Origin of the sequence: Bacillus rugosus (assembly GCF_023238245.1) — a bacterium.
Lineage (GTDB): Bacteria > Bacillota > Bacilli > Bacillales > Bacillaceae > Bacillus > Bacillus rugosus.
Map to the genome: position 1 here is coordinate 3325466 of NZ_CP096590.1, position 15618 is coordinate 3341083.

Consider the following 15618-nt stretch of genomic DNA (forward strand, 5'->3'; position numbering starts at 1 on the left):
CATGAATGTGTAGAACTCTTCCCGTTTATTCGCTATAGTATGCCCAAAAAACGTTAAAAAAGCAGAGACCCTACCGTCTCTGCCTTTTTCACATTAATTTATTCGCAATATCCTGAATCGGTTTGATCCAGTTGCTGTACGTCAGCTCATCCGCTTTTTTCCGATCCTTCTCTTTACATGCCTGAATGATTTGTTCATGTTCTTCAATTGAATTTTGCGGCGATTTAAAAAAAAGATATTCAAGCCGAAGAATATGCATATGAAGAACAGATGTGAAATTGCGGATATATTCATTATTGGCCGCATCAATCATGACATCATGGAACGCTTTATCAAGCCCAAGCACCTCATAGATTTCATTTCGGTTAATAGCCGCCTTCATTTGCTGATTGATCGCTGCCATCTCCTCCAAGTGGGATGACTGAATGTTTTCGATTGCCAGTTCGGCAGCGGTTGATTGCAGAGCCGCCATTGGCGGATACACCTTGAAAACATCGTTTTTTTCAATTTGTGAAATTCTTGTTTCTTTCCCCGGTGACATTTCAACAAAGCCTTGTACTGCCAATAATTGCAGAGCTTCTCTGACTGGTGTTCTGCTGACGCCAAGCGCTTTCGCTAACTCGTCGTCATTGATTTTTTCTCCGGGACCGAGAATGCCTTCTACGATCCATTTTTGAATTTGTTCCAATGCAATCGTTTTAGCAGTCTGCCTGACAGGCTTCGGAGTATTTGACGGGATTGGCATAAAAGCATCACCTCTGAATATTGGTTTGTTTTTTTAACGCCGCCAGCTTGCCGGCACTCTTCTTTTGCGATAGAACAAAAATCATTACTAAAATACACGCCGCCCCTGCCGCTTGGTATAATCCAAAGGACACACCGAGCCACAGAATGGAGGATGCCACTGCGGCAACCGGCTCAGTACAGCCGAGCATGCTTGCTTCTTGCGGAAATAAATATTTCAAGCTTGTCAAATACATATAAAAACCCAATAACGTGCCAAAAATGACTATAAAACCGATTGATACGCTCGCAGACATTGTCCATCCCTGTATATCAACGTCCCATGGGGGATGGATAAAGCTCATGCCAATGCCGCCGATCAGCATTCCCCAGCCAATTACGAGAGCAGATCCCCAGTTTTTCAAGAGTGAGCTGGAGTATAGCGTATAAAAGGCAAGAGCCGCGGCAGAAAGCAGTCCCCATATGACAGACAAAGACGAGACAGTTAAATTATTAATACTTCCATTAGTCAGCAGTAAAAAAGTGCCCCCCAAAGCCAGCACAAGTGCACAAATATCTGCTAAGTGAAAGGAATTCTTCCGGGTCACAAGCATAAACAGCACAATCATAACGGGTGCCAAGTACTGAAGAAGCGTAGCAACAGCTGCATTTCCTGTTTCAATTGAAGCTAAAAATGTATACTGAACGCCGAGCATGCCGGCAATCCCGAAAACTATCAGCTTGATAGCCGATTGTTGATCCTTCCATATCTCCCACACCGCACGTCTGTTTTTACCGGCAGATATGATAATCAGCACAAGCAGGCCTGATAAAAGCAAGCGCACGGTGACAAGCCACTCCACGGACACATCACTTGTTTCAAACAAATGCTGTGCAACAGTTCCTGATAATCCCCAAAAAGCAGCTCCGACAATGACCATAAAAAAACCGTACATCCGTTGTTTTTGAGTCGCCAACATACATCCTCCTGACAAGTAATATGCAATATATTACATATTATATCGTTTCACTTTTCTAAAAACAAAGATTTTTTACAAAAATAAAAAACAGCGCCTGTCAGCACTGCTTTGTTGCATGACTCTCCTTTAAGAGAAGATGAATAAAAAATATAGGATAAATCAATAGTTACCCATTAAACAGCCACCAAACAAGATCGAAGTCCCGGCTGAATGTCCAGAATGAAATCGCCTGAAGGCCTGAACAACAGGTCAGCACAAGAGAAATCAGCGCTATCAGCTTCCAGTCAGCACTGTTCTTCCGCTGCAAGTACAAGCTGTACAATCCTGTGAAAGAGATCAGGATATCCAGCGGGAAAAACGACCAGTTCCAGGCGATCATAAACGGATGGTCATGATGTTTAAAAGCCCAGCTTTCCGGTATCAGCGAAAACCCAGCTGACAGCCAGTACAAGATAAAACCGATATCAGTCACGAGAAAAAACAGTTTCATATTTCTCATTTGTACTGCCCACTTTTATGTACCAGCTCAGACTGCGTCCCATGATCGATCAGGTTTAAAGACACAACACCGGCGATAATCAATCCGATTGAAATGAGTTTCATGACGCTAACATTCTCTTGAAAAAACAAAAAACCAACGACTGTAATCAGGACAATTCCCATCCCTGACCATACAGCATAAGCAACAGAGACATCAATTGATTTTAGCGTAAGCGTCAGAAAGAAAAGACTCCCGCCATAAAAGAAAATCAACAGCACACTGGGAGTAAGCTTTGTAAAACCCGACGATAGCTTCATGCTGACCGTCCCGGCAACTTCAAACAGAATCGCTAAGCATAGAAACACCCAATTCACCTAACTTCAGCCTCCCCATCAGCTGTTATGCCGTTAAATAATACATCTACAATCGATTCAAGAACCTCTCCTGTCGTAAACTGATGTTTGAGCGGATATTCTGGGTCATACACTTGGTTGATGCTTCCTATATACATGTGAACAAACAGGTCCGGATTAATGTCTCTGATTCTCTTTTGCTGTTTGCACTCGTTTAATAATTCAAGGACAACTGTCCATTCTTCCTTAATAAACGTATCTAATGTAAGCCACGCATCGTAATGGTATTTCTTCAGTTCACTTAATAAACCCATATTCAGCAGTTCCATCCCCTGTGGAAGACCGATCAGCATTTTTTTCACTTTTTCGAGCACGTCTAAATTTTCATTTTCATAGATGTCTCTTTCCATTTGCTTCATCTCTGCGATAAATTGCTCGACAAACGCTTCCGCAAGCTTGTCTTTTGATGAATAATGCGCATAGAGCGTCCGCTTACTCGTTCCCAGCGCTGCTGCCAAATCATTCATCGTAAATGAAAATCCTTTCTGCCTGATCAGCCGGATGGTTTCCTCTAGAATTCTATTTTTCAAATCAATCCCCTCGCTTCTGGTACTAAAAAAACTATTTTGGTACCAGAATTATACGACAGAAATTTATGGAAATCAACAACACATAAAAAAAACCACTCCCAAAAGGAGAGGTTTAAAAGACACTGCGGACCAAACCGCCGTCCGCCCGAAGCGCCGCGCCATTGATCGCAGAGGAAAGCGGGCTGCTTAAAAATGTAACGAAGTGGGCGATTTCTTCCGGACGAATCAGTCTTTGAATAATAGATGTCGGCCGGTTTTCTTTCATAAAACGTGCCTCAGCTTCTTGAACAGTCAGGTTTTCACCAGGATACAGCGAATTCAGCATGGTTTCCACACCCTCTGTTAAGGTAGAACCCGGCATGACAGTGTTGACTGTGACATTTGTGCCGGTTGCCAGCTCCGCCAAACTGCGGGAAATGGACAGCTGCATCGTTTTTGTCGCACTGTAATGGGCCATTTCCTGTGACGGCATAATCGCCGCTTCACTGGCAATGAAAATCACACGCCCTTCTTTTTTCTCTATCATGTTGTGCAAATATTTGCGTGTCAGCCTTACCCCGCTCATAATGTTCACTTCAAAAAAACGAAACCATTCATCATCAGGAATATCAAAGTACTCCGCCGGTTCAAAAATCCCTAAATTGTTGACCAAAATATCAACGTGCGGATATGCCTGAAACAGCTCATTGCAGCCTTCTTCTGTTCCCAAATCAAATGCAGCCGGATATAGGACCGCTTCAGAATGTTGTGCGTTCAATTCATCTATCGTCTGATTCACTTTCTCTTCCCGGCGTCCGTTAATGATCACTGCCGCGCCTTCTTCAGCTAACGAAGAGGCAATGGCTTTTCCGATCCCAGATGTCGAACCAGTCACCAGTGCGGTTTTTCCTTGTAAATTCAGCTTCATTCGTTCATCCCTCCGTTTTTGATTCCTCTTATTTATTGACAGAAATGCGTTTGGTGAAACATCTGCTCTGCAATCAGTATGAAACAGCTGGGATTGAAATGGAAGTACGCACTTTTTGGTGCCTGTGATCTGAAGAAAAAATAAAGCAGAACCCCTTAAGAGGTTCTGCTTTATTGTCAGTATGTATGGAGACGGTGGGAGTCGAACCCACGTCCAGAAACATCGATTACTTAAGCGTCTACGAGCGTAGCCTGCATATTTATGGTTTCACTCATCTTCTTGCCTGCGGGCGGGCCTTCCGAGAGCTAGTCTGTTCATCTCTTCTTACGTTCTCAGACGGGAACGCAAGCGTAGCCTACTTGGATGTGCTCTTCACAGACACATAGGCAATGTCAGGAAGAGCTCGCTGCGCTTATTAGGCAGCTAATGCTACGTTTTGGTTAAAACTGTTAGTTTTGCCAGTTATATTTAGATGCGTGTTTACGAGATCGCCTCTCGGCTCGCAGCTCAAGCTCGATCCATCCCTGTCGAATCCGTAACGTCCCCTTGGTATAAGGGAAATACGGGAGAAAATAATCAAGCTCTCACTCAAACTGGCTACAGTCTTATTATAACATGATCACGGCTCTTTTCAATTGTCAAATCCTTCTAATGAATAGCATTGTGATCTGATCGTGAACACAGTATAGCACAGGCCTGATTTTTGAATCAAGCACTATGCCTTTAGAAACCTTTTTGACTGTCTCTGAACGCTCTTTCGATTTCCCGCTTCGCGTCCTTGCGCTTCAAGTCTTCCCGTTTGTCATAGTTCTTCTTCCCTTTTCCAAGGCCGAGAAGCACTTTGGCAAAGCCGTTTTTCAAATACAGCTTCAGTGGAACGAGAGAATAGCCTTTTTCCTTTGTTAGCCCGATCAGCTTATTAATCTCCTTGCGGTGCATTAACAGCTTTCTCGTCCGAAGCGGATCGTGGTTATAGCGGTTTCCCTGCTCATACGGGCTGACGTGCATATTGTGGAGAAACACTTCTCCCCGTTCGATTTTGGCGAAGGAATCCTTAAGGTTTACACGGCCGGCGCGAATCGATTTGATTTCGGTTCCTTGCAGCACGATGCCTGTTTCATAGGTTTCTTCTATAAAATAATCGTGATTGGCTTTCTTATTTTGAGATAATACTTTTCCTGACCCTTTTGGCATGCCAGAACCTCCTCTCTCTAAGGAAAAACTGTCCACCTTTTGCGATACGCTCTATTTTACCAAATGTCACGTACCGCTACAATGAAAAGCTGTTTCCGAAAGAAAGCAAATAGAGCACTGCGGCTCTATTTGCTGGTTGAGCTGCTATTTCTTTTTTTTCCGTTTCTGTTTCGGCGCGTTTTGGAAGCCGCGTTTTTTCTTTTTCTTCTTCGGCTTCGTGAACCACTCCCCTTTTTCCTCAGACGGAGCTGGAGAAACAGGTGTATTGGTGCTTTGGACGCGCTTTCTGGCAGGCTTTCCGCGTTTTCTGCTCCGACTGCTGTCAAGTTCTCTCGGACGCCGCGGAGTGCCTTTCATGCCGACGATTTCAAAGTCGATATTGCGCTCGTCTTTATTAACATCGACAACCTTGACAGTGATTTCATCTCCAATGCGGAAGACGTTGCCCGTCCGCTCACCAATCATCGCAAAATGCTGTTCGTCAAAGCGATAGTAGTCATCCGTCATAAAGCTGACGTGGACAAGTCCTTCGATTGTATTCGGCAGCTCGACGAACATTCCGAAGTTTGTCACGGAGCTGATCATGCCGTCAAACTCTTCACCGATTTTATCAAGCATGAATTCGGCTTTTTTCAGATCATCCGTTTCACGCTCGGCGTCAACTGCACGGCGCTCCATCGTTGATGTATGTTCGGCGATGTCCGGCAGGCGTTCAGCCCACTTTTCCTGTGTCGATTCATCGACCTTGCCGTTGATTAAATACGTTCTGATCAGACGGTGAACGATTAAGTCCGGGTAACGGCGGATCGGCGATGTGAAATGCGTATAGAATTCAGTTGACAGACCAAAGTGCCCCAAGCTTTGCGGGTCGTATTTCGCTTGTTTCATCGAACGGAGCATGACAGTAGATATAACAGTTTCCTCAGGTCTGTCACGAACAGCGTCCAGAATGCTTTGCAGCGCGCGCGGATGAATATCTCCCGCGGTTCCTTTCACCACATAGCCAAATGTCGTTACGAACTCTAAAAACTTTTGCAGCTTTTCAGCATTCGGTTCTTCGTGAATCCGGTATATAAACGGTACGTTCATCCAGTGGAAATGCTCCGCTACTGTTTCGTTTGCCACAAGCATAAATTCTTCAATCAGCTTCTCGGCGACAGAGCGTTCTCTGATGACAACGTCTTTAACTGCTCCTTCTTCATCGACAAGCACCTTTGCTTCTTTAAAATCAAAATCAACGGCGCCGCGGTTCATCCGCTTATCGCGCAGAATTTGAGCCAGGCGCTCCATGTCTCTGAACATTGGAACAAGAGGCTCGTATTTTTGTTTCAGCTCTTCATCATCGTCAACAAGAATTTTATTCACATCTGAATAAGTCATTCTTTCCGTTGTTTTGATGACACTTTGGAAGATCTCATGCTCTGTCACCTGTCCCTGACTGTTAATTGTCATTTCACAAGAAAGTGTCAGGCGGTCGACCTTTGGATTTAAGGAACAAATGCCGTTTGACAGCCTGTGCGGAATCATTGGGATGACACGGTCAACCAAATACACACTCGTCCCTCTTTCAAGCGCTTCTTTGTCAATCGGCGAGTTTTCGGTTACGTAATGGCTGACATCAGCAATGTGAACGCCAAGTTTATAGCTTCCGTCATCAAGCTTCGTTACGGTAACTGCATCATCCAAATCCTTCGCGTCCGCACCATCAATGGTGACAATCACCTGGTCACGGAGATCGCGGCGGTCTTTCAGATCTTTTTCATCAATTGTGTCAGGTGTACTTGTTGCCTGCTCCATCGCGTCAGCAGGGAATTCTCCCGGCAGGCCGTGCTTATGAATGACTGATAAAATATCGATGCCTGGATCATTTTTGTGGCCGAGAATGGTTTCAATCTCGCCCTCTGCGTTCATGCGGCCTTCAGGATAGCTCGTCAGCTTGACCACAACCTTGTGCCCTTCCGCAGCTCCGTTTTTCCCGTTTTTCGGGATAAAGATGTCACTCGTGATTTTTTTGTCATCCGGAATGACAAAGCCAAAGTTTCTTGTTTCTGTATAGGTACCGACAACCCGCTGAATCGCTCTTTCTAATATGCGGATGACGGTTCCTTCCTGTCTGGAGCCGCTTGACTGTGAATTCAAACGAACCATAACGATATCGCCGTTCATTGCCGTATTCAGCTCATTAGGCGGAATAAACACATCGCTTAATGACGTATCCTCAGGCAGCAAAAAGGCGAATCCTTTTGCATGTGCTGAAATCTTTCCTTTTATTAAATTCATCTTCTCCGGAATGCCGTAGCGGTCGCTTCTCGTCCGTACGATAAGCCCTTTTTCCTCTAGCGCAACCAACGCTTTGACGAGCTCTTTAAATTCCTCGGCTTCCGTAATCTGTAACATCTCCTCAAGTTCCTGAACAGTCAGGGGCTTGTACGCCTCTTCCTTCATAAACGAGAGAAGCTTATCCATAAATGCTTCTTTTTCCATTATCCAACCTCCTGTTGATTACCAATCGAGCTTCTCTAAAAATTCATACACATCCTGATGGACGAGGTCACGTTCTTTGTCTAGCGTAATGACATGGCCTGATTCCTCGTACCATTTCAGCTGTTTATCATCGGTTTCCACTTCGTTGTAAATAATATTGGCGCTTTCAGTATTAATCATGTGATCATGACGAGCCTGCACTACAAATGTCGGTGAATAAATCATATCGACATTGTTCCGTACATCGGCTATTAAGTCTTGCAGCGCCTTGAGAGTGTTCATCGGCGTTTTTTCGAATTCCTTCATTTCCTCTTCAATTTGCTCCGGGATTTTCCCCTCGAATTTTTTGTAATTGCGAGCGTATGAAAGGACCCCCTGATACATGACCTCTTCACTCTTAATGTGCATCGGTGCGCACATTGGAACAATTCCCTTTATGGGTACAGTGTAACCCAATTTCAGCGAAAAAACCCCGCCAAGCGACAGTCCGCAGGCAGCAATGCTCTCATAGCCTTCAGATTTCAAGTATTCATAACCATCCATCACGTTTTTCCACCAGTCTTCAGGCCCCGTATGTACTAATTCTTCAGGTGGCACGCCGTGTCCTTCATATTGAGGCGCGTGGCACGTATAGCCCCGTTCATTCAAGTAACGTCCCAGCATTCTTACATCTGCTGTATTTCCTGTAAAGCCATGCAGCAAAAGCACCGCTTTGTCTCCGCCTTTAAATGTAAATGGTTTTGGTGTCACAACTTTCATGCTCATGTCTCCCTTTCTATCTGCACGATCATTTTAGTTTTCCACAGTTTGATCAGAAAAAAACGCTCTGAATATCAGCCAGAAACGTGAAAAAGGCCTGACTTCACATCAGACCTTATACAAACATTGCCCTATAGGATATAAGCAAGCGCAATCGTTAACACGAAAAACAAGACTGCCAGCACAACCGTGATGCGGTGCAAAATCAAATCAAGACCTCTTGCTTTTTGTTTCCCGAAGAGCTGCTCCGCTCCGCCTGAAATCGCACCAGATAATCCGGCGCTTTTACTGGATTGAAGCAAAACGACAATAATAAGTGCAATGCTGACGATAACCAATAAGGTAATCAAAACCGCGTGCATCCCTTACACCTCCAGACTCACTGGCCTACATTACTTCTATTTTACATGAAAAGGGTTGGCATGTCACGCTGTATCAGACGCCAAAAGCGGGATAAGACGTATGATCTTGGTTACCCTATTCATATGAAAAGGTCAAAAGGAGAAAAACAATGCCCCTTATCAGCATAACCAGCAGAAAACATCTTTATTATGAGGAATATGGACAGGGAATTCCCATCATTTTCATCCACCCGCCGGGCATGGGACGCAAGGTTTTTTATTATCAGCGCCTTCTCTCCGAGCATTTCAGGGTGATTTTTCCCGATTTAAGCGGCCACGGCGACAGTGACCATGCGGATCAGCCAGCTTCTATTTCTTATTACGCAAACGAGATCGTGCAATTCATGGACGCTCTGCACATTGATAAGGCTGTGTTATTCGGATATTCTGCCGGTGGCTTAATCGCACAGCACATCGGCTTTACCCGCCCGGACAAAGTGTCGCATCTTGTTCTGTCCGGCGCTTACCCCGCTGTTCATAACGTAATCGGAGAAAAGATTCACAAGACGGGGATGTACCTGCTTGAGAAAAACGCCGGTTTGCTCATAAAAATCCTTGCCGTCAGCCACACAAAAAACAAAGAACTTCGACACCTATTAACAGGCCATATGAAAAAAGCAGACCTTTCCCATTGGCATCAGTATTATCAGGATTCGCTACGCTACAACTGCATTGAACAGCTGCCCCGTTTACACATGCCAATGCTGTTTATGTATGGCGGCCTGCGAGACTGGACCTTCCCAGCCTCAGGCTATTACCGTAAAGCTTGCAGCCATGCCGAATTTTTCAGATTGGAATATCAGGGGCATCAGCTGCCGACAAAACAATGGAAAACATGCAACGAACTGGTGACAGGGTTTGTGTTGACACATCATTCATAGGGATAGAAAACGCTTGGTCTCCTTGCGTTTTCTGGATTAATCATTGACTTTTGTCAATAAAATCATAGTAAAAAAGATCCTCAAATTTCAAATTAAAATAATGAAGCATTTTTCCGATCACAAGCTGCCCCGGCCGTCTTTCACCATTCAGCACGCGGCTCAGTGTGGCGGGTGAGACTCCGATTTCCAGCGCAAGCTGATTAAGGGAATAATCGTTATTGACCATATACTGCAAGACATAATCACGTCTAATCTGTATCTTTTCTACTGGCACTTTCCTCACCTTCCGTTCCTGAAAAAACTTTTTTCTATACTTTTACATTACGGCTTATGTTAACTTTTGTCAATACATTTCCAGCCTCCCTATTTCCTTTAGTCAATAAACATACTAAAATATGAGTAACAGTGAAGGACGGGGTGAGACATATGGAAAGCTTTGGCGAACAATTGCGGGCATTGCGCGAAGAGAGAAAGTTAACAGTCAACCAGTTGGCAACTTATTCAGGTGTAAGCGCAGCCGGCATCTCCAGAATCGAAAACGGCAAACGGGGCGTTCCCAAACCTGCCACCATCAAAAAACTGGCGGAAGCCTTAAAAATTCCTTATGAAGGGCTTATGTATAAGGCTGGTTACATCGAAGAAGTGCATGAATCCAGGGCTCCTTATGACACGAAGTGCATGCTGCTTGAAAAAGCGGAGGCCTATGACCTGACAAACCTTGCTCTTCTTGAGAATGAAAAGTGGCAATATCTCAATAAAGAAGATTTGCTCATGCTGGATCATTATTTTTCATTTATTTCAGACGAAGCCAAAAAACGGTCTGCTGATGACTAACTCTTGATAGAAATGTGAGGCGATCACCATGTCACCGTTCGGACAGCAATTACGGGAGCTGCGCCGCGCCCGCAAACTGACAGTCAATCAACTTGCGGTATACTCAGGCATCAGCTCGGCCACCATTTCAAAAATTGAAAACGGCAAGCGCGGCACGCCAAAACCCGCCACTATCAAAAAACTGGCGGCCGTGCTGAAAGTGCCCTACGAGAACCTGATGGCTGCCGCAGGCCATATTCGGGCCTTTCCTGAAGAAATCCGAGAAGCTTCGGAAAGCTATCAGTCCATATATGAAATTTACCAGACGGCTGTCACGCGAGAAGCAGAGCACCTCCCGATTTTCAACAGCCAAAAATGGGAACACCTTTCAAAGCAGGATATTGAAAATCTCAGCAAATACTTCGATTTTTTAGCTTCGGAAGCGAAAAAACGCGCCTCTTCTTCATAATCCTCTGTGTCTCTTTCTGCATTTTATCAATCACGCTTGCATACCTTCCCTCGTTATTTGCGTTATAATAGTGTCAGACGAGGTGAAAAGTATGAACCAATCAGAAATGTGTCCTAGATTTGAAAAAGCAGTCGACATCTTGAGCAAACGCTGGGTCGCTTTGATCGTATTTCAGCTCTTAAACGGGTCGCAGCGATTTAGCGAAATTGAAGCAGCACTTCCAAATCTAAGCGGCAGAGTTCTGTCAGAACGGCTGAAAGAACTTGAGCTTGAAGGAGTGGTGAAGCGGGATGTCATCCCTGAAACTCCGGTTCGCATCGAATATTCATTGACCGATAAAGGAAAGGCACTAGCCCCCATTTTAGGTGAGATTTCTAAATGGGCGACGGATTGGATTGACCCTTCCTTTCTTGACTAATTACCAAAACGGTTCTGATCTCAAAGGCGAGAAAAGAGCCGTTTTTTATTTTTCATTTTCCAGGTGAAAAAAAATTTCTCAGCCGATATATAGTACATCCACACACATTACGATCTTAAAGGAGACCACTTATATGCGACTGACGATTTCCCGCAAATTCAGCCTGGTATTTTTGACACTGATCCTGATCAATTTACTTGTAGGCGGAATAGGCGTTTTTAATATGCAGCATATCATTCAAAAGACAGATGAAATCAACACAAAATGGATTGACGGCATCAAAGAAATTACATCGATTAATTATTTAACCGAGCACCTGTCTTCTAAAGAAAAGGATTTTCTGATTTACACAGACAAAAGCAAAATGGATACGCTTGATCAAGAAATGCATCAGATTCTTGAAGACATCAATCAAAAGCTTGATAGCTACCAAAAAACAATTTTCAATGATAAAGAACAGAAATTGTTTGAGAAGCTTCAAAATGAAGTAAATGCCTATGCTGATATTCATGCGCAAATTATAGAAAGCGGACGCACGAATGACATGGACAAAGCAAGAGGTTTATTGGTGCAGACTGAGGCCAGCTTTGAGGATATGAAAAAATCAGTCACTCAGCTCGTTGACTTTAATAAAGAAGGCAGCAACACAGCGGTAAAAGAAACAAAGGATGTATATCATAAGGGGCTCATTTACACGGCTTCGCTTTTGGCAGCTTCGATCATTATCAGCATTTTCATCTGGTTTTATATTACGAGAAACATTGTAAAGCCTATCATTCGCATGAAGGAATCTGCCAATCATATTGCCGAGGGAGATCTGTCGAATGACATGGAGCCGCTCAATTCAAAAGACGAGCTGGGCGATCTGAACGAAGCGCTGCAAAAAATGGTTGGCAATCTGAGAGATATTGTCGGATACTCCAAAGAAATATCAAGCCGGGTGCTTTCTTCTTCACAAGTACTGGCAACCGCAACGAATGAAACAAGATCCGGCAGCAAACATATTACCGAGACGATGAACGAAATGGCTGAGGGCTCTGAACAGCAGGCCCAAGACGCCGTGACGATTGCCGAATCGATGAATGAGTTCACAGAAAGCATTGATAAAGCCTATAATCATGGCATCACCATCAGCGATACGTCTCAAAACGTTCTCGAACTCGCAGTAAGCGGAAACGAAAATATGGATACGTCATTACAGCAAATGAAAACCATCCATCATATCGTTCAGGAAGCTGTGCATAAAGTGAGATCACTGGAACAGCATTCTCAAGATATCAACAAGCTCGTTCAGGTCATCAACGGCATTGCCGAGCAAACGAATTTGCTGTCACTTAACGCTGCGATTGAAGCTGCCCGCGCAGGAGAAAGCGGCAAAGGCTTCGCTGTTGTGGCAGAGGAGGTCAGAAAGCTGGCTGACGGCGTTTCTGATTCCATGCAGGATATCACCCGGATTGTCAACGGCACACAGCAGGAAATCTACACCGTTATTGAATACTTGGAAAGCAGCTTTACAGAAGTCGAAAAAGGAACAGAAAACCTGACAGGCACCGGCCAAGCTATGCAGCATATCAAACAATCCGTCACTCACGTTGCAGATAGCATTAAGGAAGTAACGGATGGCCTGAAGCAGTTAACCAACCAGTCGATTACCATCAATCAATCGATCGAAAATATCGCTTCTGTATCTGAAGAGTCGGCCGCCGGCATTGAAGAAACATTTTCGATTACCGAGCAATCCGCCCATTCCATGGATCAAGTGCTACAGAATGCCGAAGAGCTTGAGCAGCTGGCGAAAGAGCTTAATGAGAAAATGAATCAGTTTACCATTTAAATAGAAAAAAGAGGCTGGAGTCATCCAAGCCTCTTTTTCTATTCTATGCTGCTGTTTGAACACGTTTCTCTCTGGTTCGTTTTTTCTTCACGGGATTTAATGCCCGCTCCAGCCAAGCCATAAGCAAATCAGCAGCAACCGCCATTACCGCAGTCGGAATTGCGCCGGCGAGAATAATCGCTGTTCCGTTTGTCGCGTTTGAGCCGCGGACGATCATATCTCCGAGGCCGCCGGCGCCGACAAATGTGCCGATCGCTGTAATCCCGATGGCAATGACGAGAGCCGTGCGCAAGCCTGCCATAATGACAGAAAGCGCGAGTGGAAGCTCAACCATCCGGAGCACCTGGAATTTCGTCATGCCCATCGCTTTTCCCGATTCTAGGTAGGCATGTTCAATGCTGACAATGCCTGTGTACGTGTTTCGGATAATCGGCAAAAGGGAATACAGAAATAATGATACAATCACGGTGTTTGCGCCGAGCCCCATGACAAGCATTAATACAGCCAGCATGGCGAGCGCTGGGATTGTCTGGATGACATTTGTTACGGCGAACACCCAGGCTGACAAGCGGCGATAATGCGCAATGAGGATTCCGACCGGAACCCCGACGACAGCGGCAAACAATACGCCGTAAGCCGACATGAGAAAGTGGCGGCCGAATTCATCCATGACGTAGCTGCCGTTCTGCGCGTAATACGTCATTAACTGTTCAAGCACCTTCATTGGCTTTGTCCCCCTTTCACGACTCGAAGTAGTGGTGCTTTTCTAAATATTCCTTGGCAACGACAGACGGTTCTTTTAGATGGCCGTCGACTTCATAGTTAAGCCCCTGCATTGTGGCTGTGTCGATTTTCCCGATCATTTTCTGGATGACGCCTTCAAGCTCAGGATGTTCTTTGAGCACTTGTTCCGGAACAACCGGAGAGCAGTCGTACGGCGGGAAAAATTGCTTATCATCCTTTAGCATTTTAAGACCATAGGACTTGATTCTTCCATCAGTCGAATACGCAAGCACAATGTCCATTTTCCCGCTCTTCACCGCGTCATACACAAGTCCGATCTGCATTGGATACGTGCCTCCGAATGTCATGCCGTAGGTTTTCGTAAAGTCTTTATAGCCGTTTCCCTTGAGCTTCATCCAATAGTTATCAACACCCAGCTTTAATTGCGGCGCCCATTTTTTAACGTCTGATACGTTTTCTAAATGATATTGATCGGCCAGCTTCTTGCTGACCGTAAAGGCATATGTATTATCAAACCCGTAGGAGTCATACCATTTTAAATCATATCTTTTTTTAAATTCCCGCTGTGTCAGCGCCAGCGCTTTCTCCGGATCTTTCTCAGGATCCATTCTCAGCGTTCCTGTCAGCGCGTCTCCCGTATATCTTGTGGCCGCAATGTCGATTTCCCCGTTCATTAAAGCCTGCTGCTGTACCGCGTTGGAACCGAGATTTTTAATGGTTGTTGTTTTAAGATCAGTATGGTGTTCGATTAGCTGGCCAAGCATGCTGGCGATGATTTCTGATTCGCTCATGCTTTGCGCGCCGATTTTAATGGTCTGGTCCGAAGCGGCGCTGAGACCTGGAAGCGAACAGCCGCTCAACGTCAGCATTGCTGCGAGCGTTAAACCGATCATCCATTTGAGATATTTTCTTTTCATGAGCCGCCTCCTTATGAAACTTCCTTTAATCTCTGCATGCCGGCAGGTGTAAGTTTTCGTTCAGTCATTGCCAGCACATAATCAATCACAATCGCCAATATCGTGACAGGCACCGCGCCCCCAATGATATATTCCGGCTGATATAAATTCAGTCCGATAAAAATATAGTCACCTAATCCGCCGCCTCCGATAAAGGAAGCAAGCGTGGCCCAGCCGATTAAGTAAATCGTCGATGTTCTGATTCCCGCCATGATGACAGGTGCGGCAAGCGGCAGCTCCACCAGGCGGACTTGTTCAGCCGGCGTCATTCCGATGCCTTTGCCAGACTCGAGCAGATTTTTGTTGACGCCCCGAATGCCGGTGTACGTGTTGCGCAGAATCGGCAGAACGGAGTAGAAAAACAAAGCCACAATGGCTGGAACCTTCCCGACACCCAAGAGCGGAATAAAGAAGGCGAGAATCGCCAGACTCGGCAGCGTTTGAATGATGTTGACGATACCGATAATGGTGCCGGCTCCCTTTTTCATTCTAGTAAGCACAACCCCGAGGGGGACAGCAACGAGCACACCTAAAATGACAGCAATGAGCGATATCGTGATATGCTCATATGTTTTATAAAGGAGTTCGCCCCCGTTGGTTTGCAAAAATTGAATAATATGATGCATGACTT

At 45.1% G+C, this 15618-nt stretch carries 18 protein-coding genes, 1 other RNA gene and 1 pseudogene; 5 read left to right on the forward strand and 15 right to left on the reverse strand.

What is annotated here, in order from left to right; genetic code table 11:
* Positions 1–88 precede the first annotated feature (88 nt).
* The 11 genes and pseudogenes from M0696_RS16920 to secG form a co-directional block, all read right to left on the reverse strand.
* Positions 89–745 (reverse strand): GntR family transcriptional regulator, encoded by a 657-nt coding sequence (locus M0696_RS16920; RefSeq protein ID WP_248602197.1) that lies wholly within the window; start codon positions 743–745, stop codon positions 89–91.
* A 7-nt stretch (positions 746–752) separates the two neighbouring features.
* Complete coding sequence (locus M0696_RS16925) at positions 753–1700, reverse strand: EamA family transporter (RefSeq protein WP_248602783.1); 948 nt, start codon at positions 1698–1700, stop codon at positions 753–755.
* A gap of 100 nt (positions 1701–1800) precedes the next feature.
* Positions 1801–2202, reverse strand: a pseudogene (locus tag M0696_RS16930) (YvaD family protein).
* Positions 2199–2558, reverse strand: coding sequence for a DMT family transporter (locus M0696_RS16935; protein WP_166848385.1), 360 nt, complete (start codon positions 2556–2558; stop codon positions 2199–2201). The pseudogene M0696_RS16930 and the gene M0696_RS16935 overlap by 4 nt, the downstream one beginning before the upstream one ends.
* A complete protein-coding gene (locus M0696_RS16940) occupies positions 2555–3127 on the reverse strand; it encodes a TetR/AcrR family transcriptional regulator (protein ID WP_222142031.1) in 573 nt (190 codons plus the stop codon). The genes M0696_RS16935 and M0696_RS16940 overlap by 4 nt, the downstream gene beginning before the upstream one ends.
* Positions 3128–3239: 112 nt before the next feature.
* The gene (locus tag M0696_RS16945) at positions 3240–4034 is read right to left on the reverse strand and encodes an SDR family NAD(P)-dependent oxidoreductase (protein ID WP_166848380.1); all 795 of its coding nucleotides are present in this window, start codon (positions 4032–4034) and stop codon (positions 3240–3242) included.
* A gap of 183 nt (positions 4035–4217) precedes the next feature.
* Positions 4218–4580, reverse strand: a transfer-messenger RNA (tmRNA) gene (ssrA, locus tag M0696_RS16950).
* Between the two features lie 177 nt (positions 4581–4757).
* Positions 4758–5228, reverse strand: a complete 471-nt coding sequence (gene smpB, locus M0696_RS16955) for an SsrA-binding protein (RefSeq protein ID WP_003220025.1) — start codon at positions 5226–5228, stop codon at positions 4758–4760.
* A 144-nt stretch (positions 5229–5372) separates the two neighbouring features.
* Positions 5373–7712 carry a ribonuclease R gene (gene rnr, locus M0696_RS16960; protein ID WP_166848377.1) on the reverse strand — a complete coding sequence of 780 codons (2340 nt, stop codon included), beginning with the start codon at positions 7710–7712 and terminating at the stop codon, positions 5373–5375.
* 18 nt (positions 7713–7730) lie between these two features.
* Positions 7731–8471, reverse strand: coding sequence for an alpha/beta hydrolase (locus M0696_RS16965; RefSeq protein WP_222142033.1), 741 nt, complete (start codon positions 8469–8471; stop codon positions 7731–7733).
* A gap of 131 nt (positions 8472–8602) precedes the next feature.
* Entirely contained in the window at positions 8603–8833 is a 231-nt protein-coding gene (secG, locus tag M0696_RS16970; protein WP_003220028.1) for a preprotein translocase subunit SecG, read from the reverse strand.
* Positions 8834–8982: 149 nt separating this feature from the next.
* On the opposite strand from secG, the gene M0696_RS16975 reads away from it, so the two are divergent.
* On the forward strand, positions 8983–9753 hold the full coding sequence (locus M0696_RS16975; RefSeq protein ID WP_222142034.1) for an alpha/beta fold hydrolase: 771 nt from the start codon (positions 8983–8985) through the stop codon (positions 9751–9753).
* A gap of 40 nt (positions 9754–9793) precedes the next feature.
* Here the strand turns inward: M0696_RS16975 and M0696_RS16980 are convergent, their stop codons facing one another.
* Positions 9794–10027, reverse strand: a complete 234-nt coding sequence (locus M0696_RS16980) for a helix-turn-helix domain-containing protein (protein ID WP_003220031.1) — start codon at positions 10025–10027, stop codon at positions 9794–9796.
* Positions 10028–10179: 152 nt separating this feature from the next.
* Here M0696_RS16980 and rghR point away from each other — a divergent pair, with 152 nt between their 5' ends.
* The 4 genes from rghR (at position 10180) to M0696_RS17000 (ending at position 13287) form a co-directional block, all read left to right on the forward strand.
* Positions 10180–10587 carry a transcriptional repressor RghR gene (gene rghR / locus M0696_RS16985; RefSeq protein WP_222142036.1) on the forward strand — a complete coding sequence of 136 codons (408 nt, stop codon included), beginning with the start codon at positions 10180–10182 and terminating at the stop codon, positions 10585–10587.
* 28 nt (positions 10588–10615) lie between these two features.
* Positions 10616–11035: a helix-turn-helix domain-containing protein gene (locus M0696_RS16990; RefSeq protein WP_166848369.1), complete on the forward strand. Its 420-nt coding sequence runs from the start codon at positions 10616–10618 to the stop codon at positions 11033–11035.
* A 91-nt stretch (positions 11036–11126) separates the two neighbouring features.
* Complete coding sequence (gene catR / locus M0696_RS16995) at positions 11127–11453, forward strand: catDE operon transcriptional regulator CatR (RefSeq protein ID WP_003220037.1); 327 nt, start codon at positions 11127–11129, stop codon at positions 11451–11453.
* Positions 11454–11586: 133 nt separating this feature from the next.
* Positions 11587–13287 carry a methyl-accepting chemotaxis protein gene (locus M0696_RS17000; protein ID WP_222142037.1) on the forward strand — a complete coding sequence of 567 codons (1701 nt, stop codon included), beginning with the start codon at positions 11587–11589 and terminating at the stop codon, positions 13285–13287.
* A 43-nt stretch (positions 13288–13330) separates the two neighbouring features.
* Here M0696_RS17000 and opuBD read toward each other — a convergent pair whose 3' ends face one another.
* The 3 genes from opuBD to opuBB are packed head-to-tail and all read right to left on the reverse strand — an operon-like array spanning position 13331 to position 15613.
* Positions 13331–14011: a choline ABC transporter permease OpuBD gene (gene opuBD, locus M0696_RS17005; RefSeq protein WP_222142038.1), complete on the reverse strand. Its 681-nt coding sequence runs from the start codon at positions 14009–14011 to the stop codon at positions 13331–13333.
* A gap of 16 nt (positions 14012–14027) precedes the next feature.
* Complete coding sequence (opuBC, locus tag M0696_RS17010; RefSeq protein WP_222142039.1) at positions 14028–14948, reverse strand: osmoprotectant ABC transporter substrate-binding protein; 921 nt, start codon at positions 14946–14948, stop codon at positions 14028–14030.
* 11 nt (positions 14949–14959) lie between these two features.
* On the reverse strand, positions 14960–15613 hold the full coding sequence (gene opuBB, locus M0696_RS17015) for a choline ABC transporter permease OpuBB (RefSeq protein ID WP_166848357.1): 654 nt from the start codon (positions 15611–15613) through the stop codon (positions 14960–14962).
* Positions 15614–15618: the final 5 nt, after the last annotated feature.

Coding starts and splice junctions, on each gene's coding strand:
- smpB (WP_003220025.1), bottom strand. CDS start 5,228: ATGCCAAAAGGGTCAGGAAAAGTATTATCTCAAAATAAGAAAGCCAAT.
- catR (WP_003220037.1), top strand. CDS start 11,127: ATGAACCAATCAGAAATGTGTCCTAGATTTGAAAAAGCAGTCGACATC.
- M0696_RS16965 (WP_222142033.1), bottom strand. CDS start 8,471: ATGAAAGTTGTGACACCAAAACCATTTACATTTAAAGGCGGAGACAAA.
- opuBB (WP_166848357.1), bottom strand. CDS start 15,613: ATGCATCATATTATTCAATTTTTGCAAACCAACGGGGGCGAACTCCTT.
- opuBC (WP_222142039.1), bottom strand. CDS start 14,948: ATGAAAAGAAAATATCTCAAATGGATGATCGGTTTAACGCTCGCAGCA.
- M0696_RS16920 (WP_248602197.1), bottom strand. CDS start 745: ATGCCAATCCCGTCAAATACTCCGAAGCCTGTCAGGCAGACTGCTAAA.
- secG (WP_003220028.1), bottom strand. CDS start 8,833: ATGCACGCGGTTTTGATTACCTTATTGGTTATCGTCAGCATTGCACTT.
- opuBD (WP_222142038.1), bottom strand. CDS start 14,011: ATGAAGGTGCTTGAACAGTTAATGACGTATTACGCGCAGAACGGCAGC.
- M0696_RS16975 (WP_222142034.1), top strand. CDS start 8,983: ATGCCCCTTATCAGCATAACCAGCAGAAAACATCTTTATTATGAGGAA.
- M0696_RS17000 (WP_222142037.1), top strand. CDS start 11,587: ATGCGACTGACGATTTCCCGCAAATTCAGCCTGGTATTTTTGACACTG.
- rnr (WP_166848377.1), bottom strand. CDS start 7,712: ATGGAAAAAGAAGCATTTATGGATAAGCTTCTCTCGTTTATGAAGGAA.
- rghR (WP_222142036.1), top strand. CDS start 10,180: ATGGAAAGCTTTGGCGAACAATTGCGGGCATTGCGCGAAGAGAGAAAG.
- M0696_RS16945 (WP_166848380.1), bottom strand. CDS start 4,034: ATGAAGCTGAATTTACAAGGAAAAACCGCACTGGTGACTGGTTCGACA.
- M0696_RS16990 (WP_166848369.1), top strand. CDS start 10,616: ATGTCACCGTTCGGACAGCAATTACGGGAGCTGCGCCGCGCCCGCAAA.